At 55.5% G+C, this 23,193-nt stretch carries 24 protein-coding genes; 9 read left to right on the top strand and 15 right to left on the bottom strand.

The genetic code is table 11. From position 1 onward, the window contains the following. Positions 1-6: 6 nt before the first annotated feature. On the bottom strand, positions 7-900 hold the full coding sequence (locus tag KGP16_RS08500; protein ID WP_059200243.1) for a LysR substrate-binding domain-containing protein: 894 nt from the start codon (positions 898-900) through the stop codon (positions 7-9). Between the two features lie 139 nt (positions 901-1,039). Here KGP16_RS08500 and KGP16_RS08495 point away from each other — a divergent pair, with 139 nt between their 5' ends. The 3 genes from KGP16_RS08495 (at position 1,040) to KGP16_RS08485 (ending at position 4,188) form a co-directional block, all read left to right on the top strand. Then, positions 1,040-1,684 (top strand): hydrolase, encoded by a 645-nt coding sequence (locus KGP16_RS08495; RefSeq protein WP_059200242.1) that lies wholly within the window; start codon positions 1,040-1,042, stop codon positions 1,682-1,684. Positions 1,685-1,759: 75 nt separating this feature from the next. Next, the gene (locus tag KGP16_RS08490) at positions 1,760-2,305 is read left to right on the top strand and encodes an antibiotic biosynthesis monooxygenase (RefSeq protein WP_094982970.1); all 546 of its coding nucleotides are present in this window, start codon (positions 1,760-1,762) and stop codon (positions 2,303-2,305) included. 11 nt (positions 2,306-2,316) lie between these two features. Beyond that, positions 2,317-4,188, top strand: coding sequence for an amidohydrolase (locus tag KGP16_RS08485; protein ID WP_223501151.1), 1,872 nt, complete (start codon positions 2,317-2,319; stop codon positions 4,186-4,188). A gap of 87 nt (positions 4,189-4,275) precedes the next feature. Here KGP16_RS08485 and KGP16_RS08480 read toward each other — a convergent pair whose 3' ends face one another. After that, complete coding sequence (locus tag KGP16_RS08480; RefSeq protein WP_223499140.1) at positions 4,276-5,406, bottom strand: Gfo/Idh/MocA family protein; 1,131 nt, start codon at positions 5,404-5,406, stop codon at positions 4,276-4,278. A 256-nt stretch (positions 5,407-5,662) separates the two neighbouring features. On the opposite strand from KGP16_RS08480, the gene KGP16_RS08475 reads away from it, so the two are divergent. Then, a complete protein-coding gene (locus KGP16_RS08475; RefSeq protein ID WP_094982973.1) occupies positions 5,663-6,175 on the top strand; it encodes a DUF523 domain-containing protein in 513 nt (170 codons plus the stop codon). Here the strand turns inward: KGP16_RS08475 and KGP16_RS08470 are convergent. Further along, complete coding sequence (locus tag KGP16_RS08470; RefSeq protein WP_223501149.1) at positions 6,146-6,568, bottom strand: NUDIX hydrolase; 423 nt, start codon at positions 6,566-6,568, stop codon at positions 6,146-6,148. The two genes, KGP16_RS08475 and KGP16_RS08470, sit on opposite strands and share 30 nt — an antisense overlap. A 94-nt stretch (positions 6,569-6,662) precedes the next feature. Here KGP16_RS08470 and sseA point away from each other — a divergent pair, with 94 nt between their 5' ends. After that, complete coding sequence (gene sseA, locus KGP16_RS08465) at positions 6,663-7,523, top strand: 3-mercaptopyruvate sulfurtransferase (protein ID WP_021805162.1); 861 nt, start codon at positions 6,663-6,665, stop codon at positions 7,521-7,523. Positions 7,524-7,536: 13 nt separating this feature from the next. Next, on the top strand, positions 7,537-8,049 hold the full coding sequence (locus KGP16_RS08460; RefSeq protein ID WP_037375098.1) for a GNAT family N-acetyltransferase: 513 nt from the start codon (positions 7,537-7,539) through the stop codon (positions 8,047-8,049). Here KGP16_RS08460 and KGP16_RS08455 read toward each other — a convergent pair. The 8 genes from KGP16_RS08455 to KGP16_RS08420 all read right to left on the bottom strand — a co-directional run bounded on the left by KGP16_RS08455 (position 8,044) and on the right by KGP16_RS08420 (position 16,085). Then, positions 8,044-8,982 carry a cation diffusion facilitator family transporter gene (locus tag KGP16_RS08455; protein WP_021805164.1) on the bottom strand — a complete coding sequence of 313 codons (939 nt, stop codon included), beginning with the start codon at positions 8,980-8,982 and terminating at the stop codon, positions 8,044-8,046. The genes KGP16_RS08460 and KGP16_RS08455 overlap by 6 nt on opposite strands. A gap of 135 nt (positions 8,983-9,117) precedes the next feature. Then, a complete protein-coding gene (locus KGP16_RS08450) occupies positions 9,118-9,582 on the bottom strand; it encodes a DUF1456 family protein (RefSeq protein WP_021180467.1) in 465 nt (154 codons plus the stop codon). A 130-nt stretch (positions 9,583-9,712) separates the two neighbouring features. Next, complete coding sequence (gene phnE, locus KGP16_RS08445; RefSeq protein ID WP_223501148.1) at positions 9,713-10,600, bottom strand: phosphonate ABC transporter, permease protein PhnE; 888 nt, start codon at positions 10,598-10,600, stop codon at positions 9,713-9,715. Next, positions 10,600-11,463: a phosphonate ABC transporter, permease protein PhnE gene (gene phnE, locus KGP16_RS08440; protein ID WP_223501147.1), complete on the bottom strand. Its 864-nt coding sequence runs from the start codon at positions 11,461-11,463 to the stop codon at positions 10,600-10,602. Before phnE (KGP16_RS08440) ends, phnE (KGP16_RS08445) begins: the two co-directional genes overlap by 1 nt. A gap of 118 nt (positions 11,464-11,581) precedes the next feature. After that, entirely contained in the window at positions 11,582-12,514 is a 933-nt protein-coding gene (gene phnD, locus KGP16_RS08435; RefSeq protein ID WP_021805167.1) for a phosphonate ABC transporter substrate-binding protein, read from the bottom strand. Between the two features lie 37 nt (positions 12,515-12,551). Beyond that, positions 12,552-13,385, bottom strand: coding sequence for a phosphonate ABC transporter ATP-binding protein (gene phnC, locus KGP16_RS08430; protein WP_021805168.1), 834 nt, complete (start codon positions 13,383-13,385; stop codon positions 12,552-12,554). Between the two features lie 146 nt (positions 13,386-13,531). Continuing rightward, on the bottom strand, positions 13,532-14,989 hold the full coding sequence (locus KGP16_RS08425) for a tagaturonate reductase (protein WP_223501146.1): 1,458 nt from the start codon (positions 14,987-14,989) through the stop codon (positions 13,532-13,534). Positions 14,990-15,059: 70 nt separating this feature from the next. Continuing rightward, positions 15,060-16,085, bottom strand: a complete 1,026-nt coding sequence (locus KGP16_RS08420) for a zinc-binding alcohol dehydrogenase family protein (RefSeq protein ID WP_179246150.1) — start codon at positions 16,083-16,085, stop codon at positions 15,060-15,062. Positions 16,086-16,234: 149 nt separating this feature from the next. On the opposite strand from KGP16_RS08420, the gene KGP16_RS08415 reads away from it, so the two are divergent. Together KGP16_RS08415 and KGP16_RS08410 are read left to right on the top strand one after the other, a co-directional pair. Beyond that, positions 16,235-17,140, top strand: a complete 906-nt coding sequence (locus KGP16_RS08415) for a GntR family transcriptional regulator (protein ID WP_021805171.1) — start codon at positions 16,235-16,237, stop codon at positions 17,138-17,140. A 210-nt stretch (positions 17,141-17,350) separates the two neighbouring features. Then, the gene (locus KGP16_RS08410; RefSeq protein ID WP_037375099.1) at positions 17,351-18,709 is read left to right on the top strand and encodes an MFS transporter; all 1,359 of its coding nucleotides are present in this window, start codon (positions 17,351-17,353) and stop codon (positions 18,707-18,709) included. 36 nt (positions 18,710-18,745) lie between these two features. Here the strand turns inward: KGP16_RS08410 and trpS are convergent, their stop codons facing one another. The 4 genes from trpS to KGP16_RS08390 all read right to left on the bottom strand — a co-directional run bounded on the left by trpS (position 18,746) and on the right by KGP16_RS08390 (position 22,645). Further along, complete coding sequence (gene trpS, locus KGP16_RS08405; RefSeq protein ID WP_021180458.1) at positions 18,746-19,753, bottom strand: tryptophan--tRNA ligase; 1,008 nt, start codon at positions 19,751-19,753, stop codon at positions 18,746-18,748. A 203-nt stretch (positions 19,754-19,956) separates the two neighbouring features. Then, positions 19,957-20,484, bottom strand: a complete 528-nt coding sequence (locus tag KGP16_RS08400; protein WP_223501145.1) for a cysteine hydrolase family protein — start codon at positions 20,482-20,484, stop codon at positions 19,957-19,959. A 46-nt stretch (positions 20,485-20,530) separates the two neighbouring features. Beyond that, a complete protein-coding gene (locus KGP16_RS08395; RefSeq protein WP_115159188.1) occupies positions 20,531-21,634 on the bottom strand; it encodes a suppressor of fused domain protein in 1,104 nt (367 codons plus the stop codon). Between the two features lie 126 nt (positions 21,635-21,760). Then, on the bottom strand, positions 21,761-22,645 hold the full coding sequence (locus KGP16_RS08390) for an oxygenase MpaB family protein (protein WP_223501144.1): 885 nt from the start codon (positions 22,643-22,645) through the stop codon (positions 21,761-21,763). A 101-nt stretch (positions 22,646-22,746) separates the two neighbouring features. Here KGP16_RS08390 and KGP16_RS08385 point away from each other — a divergent pair, with 101 nt between their 5' ends. After that, on the top strand, positions 22,747-23,190 hold the full coding sequence (locus KGP16_RS08385) for an acetyltransferase (protein WP_094982983.1): 444 nt from the start codon (positions 22,747-22,749) through the stop codon (positions 23,188-23,190). The last annotated feature ends 3 nt before the right edge of the window (positions 23,191-23,193 follow it).

Here is a 23,193-nt window from a genome sequence, read left to right as displayed (position 1 = left end):
TCAGAGTCATTCCCCCGTCACGGCATAAGCTTGCAACCGCTCACGCCACCAGAGGCTGGCCAGGCCGCTGGCACTTTCTCGCCAGCCGAAGTAGGCGGTGTCGCTATCGCGCTCTGCCTCCACGCTTTTCGTGACCAACTGGCCGGTTTTCAGATAAGGTTCTGCCAGATAATGAGGCAGATAGCCACAGCCCAACCCGGCCAGCTGCGCCTGCAATTTGGCCTCAAAACTGAATACCGTCAGTTGATCCTGCTCATCCAGCACGTGCAGACTTTGCGGCGAATTCACCCGCGACGAGTCATGAACCACCACTGCGCGATGCTGGCGGATGCTGCTTTTCTGCAACGGTTCCGGCTGGGCGGCCAACGGATGGTGCGGGGCGACGGCAAACACATACTCCAACTGCCCTAGCGGGCTAAAAGCATAGCCCGCGCGCGAAGGCGGCTCACAAATCGCACCGATGATAATATCGGCACAGCCGTGTATCAGCGCCTCCCAAGAGCCAGCCAGCACTTCGTGGCTGAAACGCAGCCGGGTGTGGTGGTGATTACGGTAAAACTCATCAATCAGCGGTAGCAGCCGGGCAAAAGGGAACGATGCATCTACCGCCAGGGTGAGATCGCTCTCCCAGCCACTTTCCACATAGCGCGCCTGCTGCTCCAGATCTTGCGCAGCGCGTAGCAATATCCGCCCCTTTTCCAGCATCAGCTTGCCGGTAGCGGTGAACTTGGCCCGATGGCCGGAGCGATCGAGCAGCGTGATCGCCAGATCGCTCTCCAGTTTCTGCACCATGTAGCTCAGGGCAGAAGGCGTTTTAAACAGCGCGGCAGCCGCTGCAGCAAATGACCCATGACGATCCAGTGCGTCCAGGATCAATAGCGCTTCCAGGTTTAGTCTCACCCCTTTCTCCCATAGATAAAAAAACTTAACAAGAAGGTAAAAATTCTACGCTATCTTTGAAAACGGCACCTACCTACCATTCATTCCATTGATACAGCGCATCCGTCTTATTCACGGTAATACAATTGGAAGGTACATTATGTCTAAGTTTCAACTGCTTGATCCGAAAAATTCCGCACTCATCTTTATCGATCATCAACCGCAAATGGCTTTTGGCGTGGCCAATATCGATCGCCAACAGCTGAAAAACAACGTGGTAGCGCTGGCCAAAGCCGGCAGCATCTTTAATGTTCCCACTATTTTTACCTCGGTCGAAAGCGAAAGTTTCAGCGGCTATATCTGGCCGGAATTGCTGGCGGTGCATCCAGAACTCACCCCTATTGAACGTACTTCGATGAATTCCTGGGAAGATGCGGCATTCGTTAAAGCCGTCGAGGCCACCGGCCGTAAAAAACTGGTGATCTCCGCCCTGTGGACCGAGGTCTGCCTGACCTTCCCGGCATTGATGGCAATGGAAGCCGGATATGAGGTTTATGTGGTTACAGACACCTCTGGCGGCACCTCGGTGGATGCTCATGAGCGCGCTATCGATCGCATGGTACAGGCTGGGGCGGTTCCGGTGACCTGGCAACAGGTGCTGCTCGAGTACCAACGCGATTGGGCACGCAAGGAAACCTACGATGCGGTGATGGATCTGGTACGTGAACACAGCGGTGCCTACGGGATGGGCGTTGACTATGCTTACACTCTGGTGCATCACGCTCCGGCTCGCAACGGCAAGTAAAACCGCGCAGGGCTCACCTTGACTGACCGCAATACCCTCCCGGCCATGTGCCGGGATTTTTCAGGAGTTGGATCCATGTCCCATCAGCAACACGTTACGCTGGTGATCACTCACCATCTGACACCCGGCCAGGAACCAGCCTATGAAGCCTGGTTAAAACGCATCATGCCCGATGCCGCCCGGTTTGACGGCCACCTAGGCGTTAACGTCATTCGCCCCTCCGGCAGTGAACAGGCTTATACGGTGCTGGTCCGCTTCGATAATCTGGACAATTTATACCGCTGGATCCACTCGCCGCAGCGTCTGAAATATATCGAAGAAGTCACACCACTGCTGCTGGAGAGCGATCATATTGAGATCCGCCCCGGAGCCGAGTTCTGGTTCACACCAGCCAGCGCCAACGTACGCCCACCGGCCAAATGGAAACAGTTTTTAATCACCCTGCTGGTGATCTTCCCTTCGACCAATCTGGTGCCCTGGTTTTGGGGCAAGTTACTGCCGGGACTGAGCGGCACACTGGCTGGGCATTTACTCAATGATGCCAGCGTTGTCGCCCTGGTGGTCTTCCTGTGGATGCCGTTGGTTACCCGTCTGTTTCACCAATGGCTCACCCGCCATTAAAGGAAAACGTTATGAGTCACACCGCATCATTGATCATCAGCAACGGTAAATTCCATACCGTCGATCGCGAAAATCCCACCGCTCAGGCCGTGGCGATCAAGGACGGTAAGTTTCTGGCCGTCGGTAGTGAGAGCGACGTCATGCAATACGCCGGGCCGGAAACCCAGATCATCGACCTACACGGCCATACGGTGGTACCCGGCCTGAATGATTCACACCTGCACCTTATCCGGGGTGGTTTGAATTACAACCTGGAGCTACGCTGGGAAGGCGTGCCTTCGCTCGCCGACGCCTTACGTATGCTCAAGGAACAGGCGCTGCGTACGCCCAGCCCACAATGGGTCAGAGTGGTTGGCGGTTGGACCGAGTTCCAATTCGCCGAGCGCCGTATGCCTACGCTGGATGAAATCAACGCCGCCGCCCCTGACACGCCGGTATTTATTTTGCATCTGTACGATCGCGCCCTGCTTAACCGTGCTGCGCTGAAAGTGGTGGGCTACACCAAAGATACGCCAAACCCGCCAGGGGGCGAAATCCAACGCGACGGTAACGGCAACCCAACCGGGATGTTAATCGCCAAGCCCAATGCCATGATCCTCTACGCAACCTTGGCCAAGGGGCCGAAGCTGCCGCTGGAACAACAGGTAAACTCCACCCGCCAGTTTATGCGCGAACTCAACCGCCTGGGCCTGACCAGCGCGATTGACGCAGGCGGCGGTTTCCAGAACTATCCCGAGGACTATCAGGTCATCGCGGAACTGCACGATAAACAACAGTTGACCCTGCGTATCGCCTACAACCTGTTTACCCAACGGCCAAAGCAGGAGTTGGAGGACTTCCAGCTGTGGACGGATATGCTCAAACCCGGCCAGGGAACGGACTTTTACCGCCATAACGGCGCGGGTGAAATGCTGGTGTTCTCGGCGGCCGACTTCGAAGACTTCCTGCAACCTCGCCCGGATTTGCCTGAAGGTACCGAGGATGAGCTGGAACGCGTGGTGCGCCATCTGGTGGAACACCGCTGGCCGTTCCGTCTGCATGCCACTTACGATGAATCTATCAGCCGGATGCTGAACGTGTTTGAGAAGGTTAACCGCGAGATCCCCTTTGCCGGTCTGCACTGGATTTTTGACCATGCAGAAACCATCTCAGAGCGTAATATCGAGCGGGTGAAAGCCCTCGGCGGCGGCATTGCCGTACAGCACCGCATGGCGTTTCAAGGGGAATACTTTGCCGAGCGCTATGGCATCGAAGCGACCAAACAGACGCCTCCGGTAGCTAAAATGCTGGCGGCAGAGTTGCCGGTTGGATTAGGCACCGACGCCACCCGCGTCGCCAGTTACAACCCTTGGACAGCGCTGTACTGGCTGGTTTCTGGCCGCACGGTCGGCGGTATGGCAATGTATGACGACCAGGCTCGTCTGGATCGTGAAACGGCATTGATGCTTTGGACACAGGGCAGTGCCTGGTTCTCTACCGAACAAGGCAAAAAGGGCCAGATCAAGGTGGGACAGCTGGCGGATATAGCCGTGCTGTCACAGGATTACTTCAGCGTACCGGAGGAGCAGATCAAGGGAATTGAGTCGGTCATGACCGTGGTGGATGGCAAAGTTGTCTATGCTGCGGGCAGTTTCTCGCCGCTCTCTCCGCCGCCGTTACCGGTATTGCCTGAGTGGTCACCGGTGGTCAACGTATCGGGGCATTATCGCTCAGCACCGCCCGCAACCACCGGCAAGGTGGGTGCATTAAGCCAGGCACACCAGTGTTGCGGCCCTTGTGGCGTTCATGCTCACCAGCATGACATTGCCCGCCGTTCCAGCATTCCCATCGCCAACGAGAATGCCTTCTGGGGCGCATTCGGCTGTTCTTGCTTTGCGTTTTAACCGTTCAAGGGCCTTGCATGTTGCCTAGTGGGTGCAGCAAGCAAGGCCCTACGGGACAGCGCCGCTAGCCGTCTCCCGGTAACAGAGTCAATCGCGGTTGATATCCAACCAGCGGCGCTGTTCGGCAGAGGCGGCAATCGCATCCAGCACGCAGGATACCTTCCAGCCTTCCTCAAAATCTGGCCACATCCGATCACCCGCGGCAATACCATTGACCAGATCGCGGATCTCCACCGTTTTCTGATCGTTAAAGCCGATACCATGCCCGGCGCTGATACAAAACGCAGCGTAATCCGGGTGTTTCGGCCCTACCATGATGGTTTTGAAGCCCTGCCGCTCCGCCGGTTCGTCATGACGATACAGTTTCAGTTCGGCCATGCGTTCCTGAGTGAAACTCAGGGTGCCCTTGGTGCCAGTGACCACATAGGTCAGGCCCATTTTACGCCCGCAGGCAATGCGTGAGGTTTCTATGGTGCCCATTGCGCCATTGGCAAAGCGCACCAGTGCGCTGGCCTGATCTTCGTTTTCGACTTGGCACATCTTGGCCGGGTTGTTCGGATCGGGCCGCTGTTTGATCAGGGTTTGCATATCGCCCGACACCGCGACGATATCCCCCACCAGATAATGTGCCATGTTCACGATATGAGCCGCCAGATCGCCCAACGCCCCCAACCCAGCGGTGGCTTTGCGGCAGTGCCAGTCGATCGGCGTACGAGGGTCGGCCAGATAATCTTCATTATGCGTACCGTAAAAGTGCACCACCTCGCCAATTTCACCGTTGGCGATGATTTCCCGCGCCAGCTGGCTGGTCGGGTTTTTCATATAGTTGAAGCCAACCAGAGTTTTGACCCCTTTGGCGCGCGCGGCCTGCACCATCTCGGCGGCGTCTTGCGCATTCAGCGCCAGCGGCTTCTCGGAATAGACATGCTTGCCCTGTGCAATGGCCGCCAGAGCCATCTCTTTATGCAGGAAGTTCGGGGCACAGATATCCACCACGTCTATGGCGGGGTCGGCCACCAGTTCGCGCCAGTCACCGGTTGAACGTACGAAGCCAAACTCCGCCGCACGCTGGGCTGCCAGCTCGGGGGTAACCTCCGCCAGCATCTCCAACACCAACCCCCCTTTCAGAGGGAACACCGTGCCTGCCTGTGCATAGGCGATAGCATGACAGCGGCCAATATAGCCGGTACCGATCAATCCAACGCGCACCTGTTTCATGGTTTTCTCCCTTGCCTGTCATTTGGAAAATAAAAATCATTATGTATTTATATGAAATTTAAATTTCATTAACAAGCCGATAATCAACTTTGCCCCGGATCCGTGACTGCCCTCATAAAACGCGGTGGATAAAGAACACAAAGTAAGCAAAATAGTGGGAAGGTACGGCTGGCATAATGCTAAACCCCGCTGCTATTATAAAGCCGAGCGTGTGGCCTTGATGCCACACTTTCGCCCCCTCAACAGAAGACTCCTCATGCCGCCGAAAATCTTGCTCAGTGCCTGCCTGGCCGGTTTCAACGTCCGTTATAACGCCTCCAGCAAAACCGTTATCGATACTACCTTACAGCAGTGGCAAAAGGAGGGACGATTAGTGGTGTGCTGCCCCGAATTGGCCGCAGGTTTCTCTACGCCGCGCCCACCAGCAGAGATTGCGGCCGCAGCTAATGGTGCTGAAGTGATAGCCAACCGGGCCAGAGTGATCGACGCGCAAGGGAACGACGTTACCGACCAGTATCTACTGGGTGCCCATCTGGCGCTGGATACCGCTCGCCTGCATGGCTGCCGCTTTGCCCTGCTGAGCGATCGCAGCCCTTCCTGCGGGAGCCAGACCATCTACAACGGCGCATTCAACGGCCAAACCCAGCCCGGTCGCGGCGTCACCGCTGAGCTGCTACGCCAACATGGCATCGAAGTATTTTCCGAGCATCAGGTCGACGCGTTGATCGAGCGTGTCCGGCTAGTCGAGCTGGGCCAGACGATCCGCTAACCGCTGACGCAGATGGGCAATGCCCTGCGGGTGCCGTACAAATTCATCCGCAGGCATCATTTGCCAGCACTGCCCCTCATTACCGAAGCGGATCGCCGCAATCTGTGCGAGGGTGATTTCCCCCACCATAAACCAGGTAGGCGGCGAGCCAGGCATGATCCCGGCGTAACGCTGCTGCCAGACAATTTGCCGTGCGGACAATAGAATGCCGAACTCCTCCTCGGTTTCCCGTTGCACACATTGCATCGGGGTTTCATCCCCTTCACGTCCGCCGCCGGGCAAGTCCCAGCAGCCGGGCCAGGGGATTGCCGGGTTGTCATCACGCTGGTAAACCAGCACCTGGCCGCCGTACAGCAAGGCGATTTTCGCCCCGCCAAAGTCTTGGTCAATCATCTGCCCTGCCCCCTTTCAAACCGCAGCATACCAATATGCAAGATCGTTGAGGTATAGTGAAAACCTTCTTTGTCCTGACAGGCGAACAATAATCATGAACTCTGCTTTTTTAGTGACCGCGCAATGGCTTGAGCAACATATCAACGATGAGAATCTGACGCTGGTTGACGTGCGTATGGCGCCTGTCGGCCAGGTGCCGAAGCAAGACATGTTGGCCGAATTTGAGCGGGGCCATATTCCCGGTGCGGTGTATTTCGATATTGACGACGTCGCGGATAAAAATACGACGCTGCCGCATATGCTACCCACGGCAGAAGCCTTTGCCGCCGCCGTAGGTAAACTGGGCATCAATGACCAGCAGACCATTGTTTTCTATGATGGAGGCAATCAGTTCTCTGCCCCACGCGGTTGGTGGACGTTCCGTAATTTCGGCGCGCAGAACGTATTCGTGCTTGATGAAGGTTTGCAGGGTTGGACATCACGCGGTAACGCCTTGGAGACCGGCCCTGCGCAGCCTACTCCTGCCACCTTCCGCGCGCACTTTAATGCCGAAGCGGTGGTGGATATGCAGCAGGTGGAACAAGCGATGAACGACCAACGGCAGATCCTCGATGCCCGTGCCGCACCGCGTTTCTATGCCCAAGCCCCGGAACCGCGCCCAGGCCTGCACCGTGGCCATATTCCGGGCAGCATCAATATTCCGTATGGCGATCTGCTGGAGAACGGACGTTTCAAATCACTCGAGGCGCTGAAAAAAACCTTCGATGAAAAAGGGGTCGATATCGACGCGCCCACCATCGTCAGCTGTGGTTCTGGCGTCACCGCCGCCGTACTAGCCTTTGGCCTGCAATCACTGGGCGCCAAGCAGGTGAAACTCTATGACGGTGCCTGGAGCGAATGGGGTGCGCTGAGCGGCAAGCAGCCGATCGCCCAAGATGAGTCAACTAACCACTAACAGAGAGGCTGTCGTGTTCAGGATCCGTCAAGCGTTGCCCGCTGACTTAGCAACCGTGAGGGAAATCGGGATTGCCAGCTACCTTGCTCACTTTGCCGAACTTTGGCAAAACCAGCAGGAGTTGCAGGCGTTTCTGTCCAAGGATTTTGCCGAACAAGCGTTGGAGCCCTCATTGCAAGACCGCGATACTTGCTGGCTGCTTGCCTATGAAGGGGAAACACCGGTAGGCTTTGCCAAGCTTAATTTCGACAGCATGCAGGCTGCGACCGCAACCCTCGGGGCCGAGCTGCAGAAGATTTATTTCCTGCCGCAGTTTGCCGGACGCGGCTATGGGGAGCAGCTATTTGCCGAAGTACAGCGACGAGCCGTTGAGAGAGGGCAACCCATCCTGTGGCTGGACGTGCTGAAAAGCAACGTGTCTGGCCAACGCTTTTATCAGCGGCAAGGCATGACGATCGTGGGTGAGGAGAGCTATACCAGCGTCAGCCAATCCGTGGCCATGTGGGTGATGGCAAAAAACCTATAGCCACTTGGCGTTATGGGTAAAGGAGATAGTCAGCCAGCGGTGCGGGCTATCTTCACCAATAGCGTCGGCTATCTGGTCACGGATTTTATCCAGCTTGTGTACGCCGCTGTGTTCCATCTCTGGCGGGATCACGATGTGGATCTCAATAAACAGCCCACGGCCAACGCGGGTGGCGTAATTGGAATAATCCAGGAAGCCATACTCCAGCGTCAGCTGCGCCATGATGGATTCCACCTTGGCATCCAGGTTGTCCGGCGTCATCTGCAATACCTCCTGAATGGCAGATTTTACCGTTTTGATCGGCACCGGGATCAAGACCAGCGTCAACAGTGCCAGCGCGACAGGGTCGGCATAGACGTTGAGGTATTCATAACGGGTGCCTTCCATTAGCCAGGAAAGAATAAAAGCCACTAATAACGCCGAACTGATGCAGGCCGACATCAGCCAGCTTTTGTTATCCAGCGCGATCAGTTCCGATTTAACCTGCTTATTCAGCCGGGTTTGCTTAACGTAGAGGGTAAAGCAGAAAAGGCTGACGGTAACGGCATAGACAATCGCCCAGCCCAGCTCGAGTTCGCGCCCTCCGTCGGCAATGCCTTTGACAGCGTTCACAAAGGCATACAGACACAGCAACGTCAGCAAACTGCCGTTAAATGCCAGCACCAGCGGTTCGACATGCCAGAACCCATACTGAAAACGGCGGCTATGGGGTTGCCCCAACAGGCGGGACACCAGCAAGGATAATGAACACATGCCCGCATCCAACGCCGAGAACATGCCGTCAAACACGATCGACATGGAACCACAGACAATCCCAAACACGATCCCGGCACTGGCAATAAACAGCGTGCAGAAGATCGACCTGCGCAGTATTTTTTGTTCTATTGCCGTGCTGGTTAACACCGGCGGCAACGTGGTGGGTGCTGTCGTCATAATTCCCTCATTTCAGTCGGAAAGTTCGGGCATGTTCTACCGCCAGGCGGCATCGTACTGAGTATGATCGACAAATGCAGGGGGCACAAAAAAAAGCGCCCTCAATGAGGACGCCTGATGTCGTGATACGCAGGATTATGCGCCGCGTATGCGCTGGGTCAGCCCTTTCAGGAAGTAGCGCAGCATCTGATCGCCACATGGGCGATAGTTTTTGGTGCCTTCTTTGCGGAACAGCGCGCTCAGCTCAGGCTTGGAGATACGGAATTCCACCGCGGTAAAAATCTGGTGCAGATCGACATCTTTCAGTTCAAACGCCACACGCAGCTTTTTCAGCACCAGGTTGTTGGTGATCGGCAGCTCTACCGCCGGTGCCGGGAATTTATCGTCTTTGCCACGCTTGAAGAACACCAGGCCATTGAGGAAATGCGCCATCACTTCGTCGGGGCAGTTGGCAAAACCCGGCTCGCCTTCCTTGATCATGTAGGTCCCCATGGCTGCGACATCGACGTCAAAACCGTCCAGCTTGACGATCTCTACCATCTTCGCGTCATTAATAGCCAGCATGTAGCGCACGCTGCGCAGCACATCATTGTTAATCATGGAATAGCCTTTCGCTTGTCAATCAGGAGAGGCGTGCAGCGCTGCACACCTTGCATGGCGGCAGTATAGGGATCCGGCGGGGGTTTCTCAATGGAATTTCCACGGGCAAACCAGGGTTTACCCGCAGAGGTTAATGATTTTTCGGGTAAAGCGGAATTTCTTCGCCAACGATATATTTGTTACGTAGCATGGCAGAGATCTTGTCCATCAGCATCACGATCACCACCAGGATCAGGGTGATAAACATCACCACGTCCCAGTTCCACAGCCGCATGTTCTCGGCATAGACCAGGCCGATCCCCCCTGCCCCGACAAAACCTAGCACCGCCGCCGAACGGGTATTGGACTCAATCTGATACAGGCTCAGCGCCAGAAAGGTCGGGAAGGATTGAGTGAAAATGCCGTAACGGTGTTTTTGCAGCCCATTGGCACCCACCGCCGTCAGCCCACGGCTGGGGGATTTATCCACCGCTTCGTGGCCTTCGGCATACAGTTTGCCAAGCAGGCCGATATCCTGCATTACGATGGCCAGCACCCCGGCCAGCGGCCCCATACCGACGGCACGCACGAAAATCAGACCCCAGATGGCCATATCGATGCCCCGGAGAATATCCAGCAGGCGGCGTACCAGCGTCGCAATTGGCCGTAGAACAGGCGAGGACATCACGTTGCGCGCGGCAAGAAACGACAGCGGTAAAGCCAGCAGCGTTGCCGTAATGGTGCCAGCAAACACGATCGCCAGGGTGATAAAGATCTGTTGGAAATAATAGCCAAACGGCCAGTTGGCAAAGTCGTGCCAGACAAACATACGCATAAAGTAGCGGCTAATCTGTTGGCAACCGTTGGCAAACTGCAGCCAGGAAATGCCAAACACCAGGAAGAAGAAAACGTAATACAACACAATCGCCACGGTAATCATGCCGAGGGTGCGCAGATAGCGCCCTTGGCGTGAGAAGATTTCCGGGTTCTGCTGCTTGAGCTGCTGCAAATTGGTGGTAGAGATCGGCTGAACGGACATTAGGCTTTCCCCTCGACAACGCGTTTACGTAATTCACCGGAGGCGTAATCCAGCAGCGAAACCACCACGATAATCAGCAGCAGCGTCATGCTGACCTGATCGTAACGGTCGAGTTTGATATTGGTCATCAGTTCCTGACCTATTCCGCCCGCCCCGACCAGGCCGAGGATGGTTGACTGGCGAAAGTTGATTTCCAGCCGCATAAAGCTGTAGGACAGGAAGATCGGTTTGACCTGCGGCCACAGGCCGAAACGCATGCGCTGTAACGGCGTGGCCCCACAGGCGGCCAGCCCGCGCACCGGCTTGTTGGAGGCGGTTTCGATCGATTCATAAAACAGCTTGGTCAGGCTGCCGATGGTGTGTAGCGCCAGCGCCATAAAACCGGGAATGGCACCGATGCCAAACGCCATCACAAACATCACCGCCCAGGCCAGCTCCGGCATGGTGCGCAAGAACGCCACCAGCGTACGAATGGCAAAGCGCAGCGTCGCCGGGCTGTGGGTATTATTGGCCGCCAGAAAGGCCAGCCCGCCCGCCACCAGCACGGAGAGGATGGTGGCCGCCAGCGCCAGCTGTAAGGTTTCCCAAATCAGCGGTAATTGGATATGCAACCGGTAGCCCCAATAGGCGAAGGAGCCTTCGGTATGGCCGTCGGCGAACAGCAGCGGCCAGTGCAGTACCGGGATGGTTTCTGCCAGATAGTCAAAGAAATGGGGGATCGACACCCAGACGATATGCAGGTTGAACTCGGCAATATTGCCTGCGCCAAGATAAAGCGCTACCAGCCCGAGCGACCAGAGCAAGGTTTCACGCTTCTGCTTACTGCGGATCCGTTGGTAGTAGTGTGCGAAGTCTCTATTCAAAATCGCTTCCAATATTTTATGGCTGGATAAATAGGCCCCTCACCCTAACCCTCTCCCTGTGGGAGAGGGTTAGGGTGAGGGGCCGGGAAGCAAGCCGCCTTAGCGGAAGCAAGCCGCCTTAGCGATCGCCCTTGGTCAGCTCACGCTTCATATCGATAATGGTCTGGTATTCCGCCAGCTTGACGTCGCCAATGTGCTGCTTGCCGCCCATCGCCTTGATAAAGCACTGATGGTTGTCGGTATCCAGCTTCTTGATGGCGGTAACCACCTTGGCTTTGAAATCCGCAGGCAGGGAGTTGCTCACCAGGATCGGGCCATTCGGGATCAGCGGCGACTGCCAGATAATGCGGATCTGCTTCATCAAATCCGGATGATCCATACGGATCATGCGGTTGAAGGCTCCGCTGGTATAGCCGGTGTTGTAATCGCCAATCATCGAGGCCCAGGTGACCGCACCTTCAAACTGGCCGTTCAACACGCCGAGTACGTCCTGCTCATGACCACCGGAGAAAGTGACGCTGGAGAAGAAGTCGTTGTATTTGTTATCCGGCGTGCCGCCAAACTGCTTCTTGAACACCTGGTTTGGCACCAGGAAACCGGAGGTCGAATCCGGATCCGCAAAGCCGAAGGATTTCCCTTTCAGGTCTTCCAGCTTTTTGTAAGGGCTGTCGGCTTTCACCACCACCACCGAGTGATATCCGCGTGACTGATCGGTATCATCCACCGCGATCCCCACCAGATCGACGGCCTTGGGATCCTTGATATACACCGAAGCAAACGACGACGGCGACATGCTCAACACCAGATCGATCTTGCCCCCGAGCAGGCCCTGGATCACGCCAGAGTAGTCGGAAGAGTTACGCAGCTTGGTGTCAACGTTCAGCTCTTTATCGAGAAAATCTTTCACACACTGGTTATCGCCAATCTGTTGAGTGGCGTTCTGCCCACCCAGGATCCCCAGGTTCAACTCTTTCGGCGCATCCGCTGCACCTGCATTAAATACCATCATTACGCCGGCCATCATGGTGGTCAGTGTGAATACTTTTTTCATTGCGCATGCCCTGTGTGTAAAGGTGACGTTCAAGTGATTAATGGATCTGATTGGCTTCTTCGCCATACAGCTGCTGCAAAATACGTTCGTTAAGCTGCGACGGGTGGCCGTCGAAAATGATTTTGCCCTGGGCGATACCAATCACCCGGGTGCAGTATTCCCTCACCAGTTCGACCGAGTGCAGGTTCACCATCACCGCGATATCGTTCTCGCTGACTTTCTGTAGCGCATCCATAATGCGGCGGGTGTTTTTCGGATCGAGCGAGGCGACCGGCTCATCGGCCAGCAGAATTTTGGGGTTTTGCATCAGCGCACGGCAGATGGCGACACGCTGCATTTGCCCACCGGACAGGTTCTCGGCACGTTGCAGCGCATGCGGCAGCATATTCAGCCATTGCAGCAGCTCGATTGCCCGCGCACGGTCAGCATCATCGAACACTTTGAAGAAGGATTTCAGCGTCGAGGTGTGGCTGAGGCGGCCTAGCAGCACGTTGGTGATCACATCCAACCGGGGGACCAGGCAAAAATCCTGGAAGATCATGCCACAGCGGGCGCGCCACTGGCGCATCTGGCGGGCCGAGAGTTGTGCGATATCCTGGGCTACCCCATCGTCCTCAAAATGCAGCATCTCGCCGCAGCTGGAAGGGATGGTGCCGTTCAGCGTATGCAGCAGGGTAGATTTACCGGCCCCGGAGCGGCCAATCACCGCCACAAACTCCCCGGCGTGCAGATCAAAATTGATGTCGTCGAGGACACGTTGTTGAGATTGGTAAGCCTTACCCAAGCCTTTTACCGCCAATACCTTGCGTAACGGGATGGGTTGCTGCCCTGGATAGTCGGTCGGTGCCAGTTTTAACAGTGCCTGCGCCATATGATTTCTCTGATTTCAGTGGCTAATCTTATGGGCACCTATTAACGAATAACTGTATGACACGCAGATGATGGTTTTATGGCCGGGAAATGACGTTCAACGTCATTTCCCGTGATTGGCAGGATTAAAATATGCGGATGGAGGTTTTATCGGCGTTCCATTTCACTCAATGCCGCACGCATTCCGTGGTCAAGAATAGCTTGCAGATCGGTGGTCACGGCAGCGGTAAGCCCAGGAACGGCGTTGAGATTTTGCCCCCAGTGCGCCTCATCGGCCAGCACGTTTTCTACCAACGCCGCGAGCGTCATATCGTGATGTTCTACTCCAGCCCACAACGTTGCGAACCTCGTCAGCCAATGGGCATCATCCTGTAATGCATAGCTACCCGCCTGTCGTTCGCCACGATAGAAGGCCAACAACGCGGCCAAGGCAAAGGTCAGCCGTTTCGGCAGCGCGGCATTTTTCTGTTGGCCTGCCAGTAACTGCGGCAAAATACGCGTGCGGAATTTGGTCATGCCGTTCAGCGCAATCGACAGCAACTGGTGCTGAATAAACGGGTTACGGAAACGGTTCTGTACCGCTTCGGCAAATGGCCGTAACTCTTCCTGCGGCAGATCGAGCACCGGCATAATCTCTTCGGCAATGGTGCGTGCCACATAGCCGCCGATCTGCTCGTCGCTCATGGCCTCGCCCACGGTATTCAAACCGGCCAGGAACGCCACCGGCACCAGCGCCGTATGTGCCCCGTTAAGGATCGCTACCTTGCGTTCTTTATAAGGTTTGATGTCATCGACGATGTGGACATTCAGATCCAACTTATCCAGATGCAGCTCTTGCGCCAGCCACTGTGGGCCCTGGATCACAAACAGATAGAAATGTTCCGCCGTGTCGAGGAAGCTATCTTGATATCCCAACTGCCGTTGCCACTGTTCTACTTCATCGCGTGGGTAGCCCGTGACGATACGATCGACCAGCGTTGAGCAGAAGGTGTTGCAATCGTTCAGCCAATCGGTAAAGGCCTGCGGTAACTGCCATTGCTGCGCGTAGCGCAATACGTACTCTTTCAGCGCTTCGCCGTTGTAGTCGATCAGCTCACACGGCAGCAATACCCAGCCCTTGTCTGTAGCACCGTCAAAATGCCTGAAACGCTCAAACAGCAGCCGTGTCAGCTTGGCCGGGAAACTGGCAGCAGGAGCGTCGGTGAACTTATCGTCCGGTAAATAACCGATCCCCGCTTCGGTGGTGTTGGAGAATACGAAGCGGATCGCCGGATCCCGAGCCAACGCCAGATAGCTGTCGTACTGGTGGTAAACGTTGATTTCCCGATTGACCGAGCGGATCAGGCGCGGCTCGCAAACCGCCTCCCCCTGCTCGTTCAACCCACGGATAATGGTGGTGTAAAGGCCATCCTGAGTATTGAGCGAAGGTGGCTGCTGGCTGTCGATTGGCCGCACCACCACCACGCCGGCATTCAGCCCGGTATGCTGGTTTAGCAGGTCGATTTGCCAATCGACAAAGGCGCGCAGGAAATTACCTTCACCAAACTGGATAATGCGATCGGGATATTGCGCACCAGGAAATTCACTACGATTGAGTTGTTTCATTATTGTTCCTTGCATCCGGCGATCCCCCAGGCTGCAAATTACTCTCGGCAAGATCTGGGGAGTCATCGAGTTAGTTAAAATGAATCACGCCTTTAATCAGCTGTTTATTATTAATGACTTCCGCTTCATAAATATCTGCCAGCGTGGAAAACTCGAATTGATGGGAAAGCATCATCCCGGCAGTGATTTTTCCGGCGGCCATTAAGCGCCCAACCTTGATAAAGTCTTCTTTGGTGGCATTGCGGCTCCCCATCATGGTGGTTTCCTTTTTATGGAATTCCGGATCGGAGAACTGCAGATCGCCCTTGAACAGGCCGACAAACGTAATGCTGCCGCCATGGCGGATCAGGTTGACGCTATGGTTCATCGCATGCTGATTGCCGGTGGCATCAATGATTTTTGCCGCCAGCATGCCGGAGAATTGGGCTCTTAAGGCAGCGTCAAACCCGGCGTCTGACGGATCTAACGTGGTCAGCCCGAGCATGTTTTCCACATGGCTTCGGCGCTCTGCGCTGGTATCGGCCACGATCACGGTTGCCCCGTCCGCCTTGGCGATAGCCGCAACCCCCAGGCCAATCGGCCCTGCTCCTACCACCAATAGATGATCGCCCTGCTCGATGGCCGCTCGGCGTACGGCGTGAGCACTGATGGAGAATGGTTCAATCAGCGCCGCCGCTTGGGGCTCAACATCATCCACGGCCAGCAGGTTGTTCACCGGCACGCTTAAAAACTCGCTAAAGCCGCCGTCTTGATGCACGCCAATCACCGAGATATTTTCACAGCAATTGGGCCTGCCGCTGGTGCATGCTCCGCAGTGATGACAGGAGACATAAGGGATCACCGCCACACGCTGGCCGACGCGCAATTCACCAACCTGGCTACCGACGCTGACAATCTCGCCGCATATTTCATGCCCCAGCACCCGCGGGTAGCTGAAGAACGGTTGTTGACCAGACCAGGCGTGGATATCGGTACCGCAAATGCCTACCGTCAGTATTTTGAGCACCGCTTCATCCGGCGCAGGCTGCGGTATCGGCCTTTGTTGGTAAACCAGCCGGGTCGGCTCCAGACAAACTAGCGTATTCATTGTGGTCATAATCCCTCCTCCTGTGATGTGGCGCTGTTATCCCGCAAAAAGAACAGGTGCATTGCGCTGATGAGGAGAATTTGTGAGTCAGCACAAATTAAACCGGTTTAAATGGGTTTTAAATACTTAAAAAACATCTAAACCCACAGAGGGATCTCATGAGCAGAACGCAAAACCTCCGCCAGAACGTGGTTAATCAGATGATCGACGGCATCATCAAAGGGCATATCCGCTCACCGCTGCCTTCCCAGGCGGGGCTGGCAGAAATGTATAACATCAGTCGCACCACAGTGCGCCACACGCTAACGCATTTGCATCAACGTGGGGTTCTGGAGAAGGTCAAGGATGATTATGTGATCCTGCGTATGCCGCTGGCAGAAGACGGCTTTGAATGCATGAGCCACTCGTTGGACGAGCAAGGCAAGCTGTTTGAGAAAGCGTTCTATCAGATGATTAACCAAAAGCAACTGCGTGCGGGGGATTCATTCACCGAATTGCAGCTTTCACGCGCGGTTAACGTCAGCCCGGTAGTGGTGCGGGAATTCCTGCTGCGCTTCAGCCGCTTTGACCTTATCGACAACGTACGCCGCGGCCAATGGAGCATGAAAAAGTTTGATCAGAACTATGCCGAGCAGCTGTTTGAACTCCGCCAAATGCTGGAAACCCACGCGCTATCACGCTTTATCAACCTGCCCGCACAGGATAGCCGTTGGTTGCAGGCCAAGGAGTTGTTGAACCGTCATCGCGAGTTGCGCGACACCATCAGCGACAATTATCGGCTGTTCTCTCAGCTGGATCGTGACTTTCATACCCTGATCCTGTCGGCCGCCAACAATCCGTTTTTCAATCAGTCGCTGGAAATCATATCGGTGATCTTTCACTTCCACTATCAATGGGATGAAACCGACCTGAAGCAAAGAAATATTATTGCAATTGAAGAGCATATGGCCATTTTAAGCGCCCTGATCTGCCGCAGCGATCAGGAGGCCGCCCGTGAGCTGCACCGCCATCTTGATACTGCCAAACAGTCGATGATCCGTTCCATCAAACAGGATGCCTGCTGATTTTTATTGATAAAAAACCGATGAAAACGGGATTTAAAACCGATTAAAAACAGCAAAATCGTAACCGCCGCACGGAACCGGTTAAAAAAAGCACCATGAGACATTTTCGCCGCCTAGGCTCATTGCCGAAAGACATACCGTTGTTAACACCGAACCAGGGCCATGCCCCGGAAGAATAATTAATATAAATACGGAATATAGAGGCGAGTGATGGAAAAGATAACCACCGTGAGCACTGGGAAAGAACCGGCGGACAGCTATTCAGATAGTATTAATCCTATACCTAAAGGCGGCATAGCGGAGCGCTCTGCAAAAATTAAAAAAATCCAGACTACGGCAATGATCCTGTTATTTTTTGCTGCCGTGATTAATTTTCTCGATCGCAGTTCGCTGTCCGTTGCCAACTCCACCATTCGTGAAGAAATGGGGTTGAGCGGTACCGAGATCGGCCTGCTACTTTCCGCCTTTTCGCTGGCCTATGGGATTGCTCAATTACCCTGTGGACCGCTGCTGGATCGCAAAGGTCCGCGTATCATGCTGGGTCTGGGAATGTTTATCTGGTCTGCGTTCCAGACGATGTCGGGCATGATCCACAACTTTACCCAGTTTATCTGGGTGCGTATCGGCCTGGGGATCGGCGAAGCGCCAATGAACCCTTGCGGCGTGAAAGTCATCAACGATTGGTTCAACATCAAAGATCGCGGCATGCCGATGGGGATCTTTAACTCGGCCTCCACCATCGGGTTAGCCATCAGCCCACCCATCCTCACCGCCATGATGCTCGTGTTAGGCTGGCGCGGGATGTTCATCACCATTGGTTTACTGGGCATTGCCTTGTCCATTGGCTGGTACATGCTGTATCGCAACCGTGAAGACATCAAACTCACCGAGCAGGAGCAAAGCTATCTCAACGCCGGTAGCGTGAGCGCGCGCCGTGAACCAATGAACTTCAAAGAGTGGCGATCGCTGTTCAAGAACCGCACCATGTGGGGAATGATGATCGGCTTTAGCGGCATCAACTACACCGCCTGGCTGTATCTGGCCTGGCTGCCGGGCTACCTGCAGACCACCTACCATCTGGATTTGAAAAGTACCGGTATGTTGGCGGCAATCCCGTTCCTGTTTGGTGCGGCGGGCATGCTGTCAAACGGCTTTGTCACCGACTTCCTGGTGCGCCGGGGCATGGCTCCGCTCAAGAGCCGTAAAATCTGTATCGTCGCCGGTATGCTGCTTTCCGCTGGTTTTACCTCCGTCGTGGCACAGGCCACCACCACCTCCAGCGCGGTGGCATTAATCAGTATGGCGCTGTTCTGTATCCACTTTGCCGGTACCTCCTGCTGGGGGCTGATCCACGTGGCGGTCACGTCCCGTATGACCGCCTCGGTGGGCAGCATTCAAAACTTTGCCAGCTTTGTGTTCGCTTCGTTTGCCCCGGTGATCACCGGCTGGATCCTGGATACCACTAATTCATTCAGCCTGGCACTGACCATTTGTTCCTGCGTTACCCTGATCGGGGCGCTGTCTTACGTGTTTATCGTCAAACACCCGATCACCGACAGCGCGGCCTGATCGTCAGACTTCCCCTCTCCAATCGGAGAGGGATACTCAATCCAAGGCAAAAAAATCCAGACCCAGAGCAGACTTGACCTGTGCCAAGGTGCCCTGGGTCACCTGGTTAGCCCTCTGGCTGCCCTCTTTCAGAATGCGCATCAGCTCGCCCTTATCGGCGCTGTACTCCGCCCGCCGGGTACGGATAGGCTCCAGCAGCGTTTGCAGGCAATCCTCCAGCAGCCGTTTAATCTTCACGTCACCTAACCCACCCTGACGATAGTGATCCTTCAGCTGTGCCACCAGCGCCGCATCCTCGCAAAACGCGTCCAGATAGGTGAACACCATATTGCCTTCCACCTGGCCGGGATCGCTGACGTTCAGGTGGTTGGGATCGGTAAACATGCTCATTACCGCCTTGTGCACTTCGTCAGCGCTGGCCCCCAGCATGATGGTATTGCCGCGTGATTTCGACATCTTGCCCTGCCCGTCCAGCCCCGGCAGCCTTCCTACGCGGCTCAGCAACGGCTGGCACTCCACCAGCACCTCGCGATCGACGATACGGTTAAAGCGCCGGACAATCTCGTTGGTCTGCTCCAGCATCGGCAACTGATCTTCGCCGACTGGCACGTGAGTCGCCCCAAACGCGGTGATATCCGCCGCCTGGCTGACCGGGTAAATCAGGAATCCGGCAGGCAGGCTGCGTGAAAAGTCTTTCTCGATGATTTCGCTTTTCACCGTGGGATTACGTTCCAGGCGGGCAACGGTGACCAGATTCAGGTAATACATCGTCAGTTCTGCCAGCGCCGGAAGCGCCGATTGCAGACACAGCGTGGTCTTGGCAGGATCGATCCCCACCGCCAGATAATCAGCCACCACGTTTAGCACGTTGGCACTGATTTTTTGCGGATTGCTACCGTTATCGGTCAGCCCTTGCAGATCGGCCACCATCACCGTTTGCTGATGATGATGCTGTAGCTCAACACGTTGGCGCAGTGAACCGACATAATGACCCAAATGCAGTGAACCGGTGGCGCGATCGCCAGTCAGAATGGTGTAACTCATAGCCTTGCTCCTGGAAGTAAACAGACCGCCGGATCAACGCTATAAAAATGCCGCCAAAACCGGCGGCATTAAAAAAGAGGGATGAATACCCGTGCCGCCCTTAGAAAAGGCGCCACCAGCTAAAACAAGATGTGAACTGCGGGAAGATATTCATCCGGCTACGGTACACCCCGCTCAGAACCGCGTCAAGGGCGACATCTAGCTCAAAAACTCACTTCGGCTGTAGGCACGGCGCTGATCGCCACGCCAAAACTCTTGATACTCGACAAGGTAGCATTATGGTGAGCACGGATCTGTAACCCACTGGCGTGGGGTTTGTCGTGGCTGGTATGTGCATCTGCCGCCAGCACCACCGGGTAACCCAGGCCAGCGGCCCGGCGGGTGGTGGTATCGACACAGTATTCCGTGGAATAGCCGCAGATCACCAACTGTGTCACCCCTTCAGCAATCAGCAGCTTGCCCAGATTGGTACGTAAAAAGGAGTCTGGCGTGGTTTTATCAACCCGATGATCCCCCGGTTTTACCTGCAATCCCTGATGGATCTGCCAGGCTACGCTGCCTGCTGATAGCTCTTCATGAGCTGTCTGATGCTGAATAAAAATCACTGGCACACCAGCCTGCCGGGCACGTTCACTCAGCTGATTAATCCGCGTGAGCACCTGCTCGGCCTCTGCTGGCGGGGGATTAAACAAGCCCTGCTGCACATCGATAACTAACAACGCTGACTTCATAGCTGGCTCCAAAAGCGATCGTTAAATAGACAGTGCCCCGCCCTCGTTAAACGAGAGGTTGGCGTGGACGGAAGATATGGTCAACGCCCTGTTCACGCAGCCTTGTGACCAAATCGTGACCACCGTTGGGCGTGGCCTGCGCCAATTCCCGCTCGGTGGCAAACACCGGGCTGGCCCAGAAAATATTCACCGTATCACCGTATTGTTTTGGCAATACCAAGTGCTCACTGTAGGGGTAAAATGACGAAGAGAGCACATAGCCTTCATAGCCCTGCGGAGCCACCGCCGACGCCAGCGTATGCCCTTCGCCAAACCAGGTGATGTTCGCCCAGGGCACATGGGCAAATCCCGCTAACGCGCTGGCCATCTGCACCGCGTTTTCTTCGGTCATAAACTGCCCATCAATGGCTATCGCCATCTCCATCCGGCGGAACCTGGCGGCATCGTCGTTGAACAGAATCTCTACCCACGGCATCGGCCGGATGCTGGCCCCCATGGTCAGGAAATAGTAAACCCCGTCGCGCTCATGCTGGGTGATGGCCATAGGCGGCCATTTGCCCTGATCGATAGCGTAATACTTCACCGAAGGGCCAAAGTGTTGTTCGTACAGTGCCTGGTAATCACTCTGCATTTTTGGCCAGGGATTCCCCTCTTCCCGCTGCCAGCTACGCCAGAACTGCCGGGTATTTTCCGCCAGCGCATATTGCGTATTGGTAGATGCGGAACCCAGCGGATAGGCCAATGGATTCTCTTTGATGCAGCTTGCCGAATAGCAGACCGAGTGATCGATGTATAAACTCCAGCCAGGGATCACTGCTAGCAGTTGCCCGTGATACCACAGGGCAGCCCCGTCGTCGCTTTCCGTCCAGATCACCATCAGCCCGGCGGGGTCCAATGGCGCTTCGCCTTCCAGATTACGGCAAAACTCGGCCGCCAACATGGGGGGAAGACCGGCTTCCATAGCGGCGAGATCTTCCTGCTGCGGAGCCGTAGTCAGGTTGCGCAGCCAACAGGCACGTACCTGAAAACGTTCACTGTATTCTTCCGTTGGGTAGATATAAAAATAGGCGGCCCGGCTATCTTGCTGAACCACCGCGACCAGCGTTTGATTCTCGTTATTCACTTCAGCAAGTACGTTTGACTGGTTCATATCACCTCAAGGGGTTGCTGGCGCACAAATAGGCTGCACGCTAAAAATAGAATATTTCTCTGGGCCAGTGTAGAACGCATCATCAATCGGGATCACGGGCAATAGTCTCAAAAGTGGCAGCGCTGGCTAACATTGCGCTGAAGCGCTCTTATTCATACGCCGCATCGCCCGATGGTAGGAGCCATTGCGTACCGAAGCCCGCAGCACCCGCCCAACACCGCCAACGCCAATACGTACGCACCGCCGCCGGGTCACTCCAGGGGTAAATCCCAACTGTTGCTGCGCCCAGTCCGGCAACAGATCGATCCCTGCCTGCATCACCAAAGCGCCGAACGGCCGCGCCAGCGTGCTGGGAGCCGGGGCAGCCAGCAGAATGCGCGCCACTTCCAGTGTGCGTTCATCGCAGACCAACTGAGGGCGCATCTGTTGCAGATAATCGTCAACCGCCGCACAGGATTTTGGGATATCGCGCGCGCCCAAGGCTTCCGCGACGCGAGCCGTTTCACGGTAGTAGGTATCCTGTTGAGCGAGAGACAGGTGTGGATTGCGGTAACGCAGGTGCGATGCCAGGAAACGGCTGCTTTCGGCGACATGGACCCAGGTGAGCAGATGCGGATCGCTGGCGGCATATGGCTGGCCGTTATTGTCGGTGCCGTTGACCTGTAAATGGATGGCTTTGACTTTGGCGATCAGGCGTTGCGCCTCTGCACTGGGGCCAAACGTGGTGACAGAGATAAACTGGCTGGTACGACGCAGGCGCCCCAGCATATCCTCGCGGAAGTTGGAATGATCCCACACGCCCGCCAAGGCCAACGGGTGCAGCATCTGCAATAGCAACGCACTGACGCCGCCGCAAAGCATAGAGGTGAAGTCACCATGCACTTGCCAGGTGACCGACTGCGGGCCAAACAGCCCCGGATCGCCAGCCGGATTTTCAAAATCAATCCCGCCGAGTGCCAGCCCGGTCAGGCTGAGCACCTGTTTCTCTATCGCTGCGCGTATCACTTCCATCCCCCTGTCCACGGCCTATGACGCAGTTTATCATAGTGAGGGGCTGAGTCTGCTCAACTCGCTATGTTGATAGCTTACTTGATAATAGATTGAGAATTTCGATGATAACAATAAGAACCCGCGTGGCTGCGGATAACGCGCAGCTAGTTGAAATCTGGCAGCGTTCGGTGCGCGCCACCCATCACTTCCTGGCCGAAGAGGATATTGCGCACCTGTATCCGCTGATACTCAACGACTATCTCCCGGCGGTCAACGTCTGGGTTGCCGAAGATGCTGCCGGGCAGCTATGCGGTTTTATCGGCCTGGATGGCAACAAAGTGGAAATGCTGTTTATTGATGCCGATCGGCGTGGCGAAGGTATTGGCAAGGCCCTGCTGGCTGAGGTTGAGCCCATGCATCAGGAACTGCTGCTGGACGTCAACGAGCAGAATCCGCAGGCATTGGCGTTTTATCAGCATTACGGTTTTGTGGTGACGGGCCGCAGCGAGCTGGATGGCCAAGGCAAGCCTTTTCCACTACTGCATATGATGCGGACAGCGCGGTAAAAA

Source organism: Serratia sp. JSRIV006, assembly GCF_019968685.1.
GTDB classification, from domain to species: Bacteria; Pseudomonadota; Gammaproteobacteria; order Enterobacterales; family Enterobacteriaceae; genus Chania; species Chania fonticola_B.
Note: the sequence above shows the minus strand (reverse complement) of the source record. Positions and strands in the feature narration are given on the sequence as shown.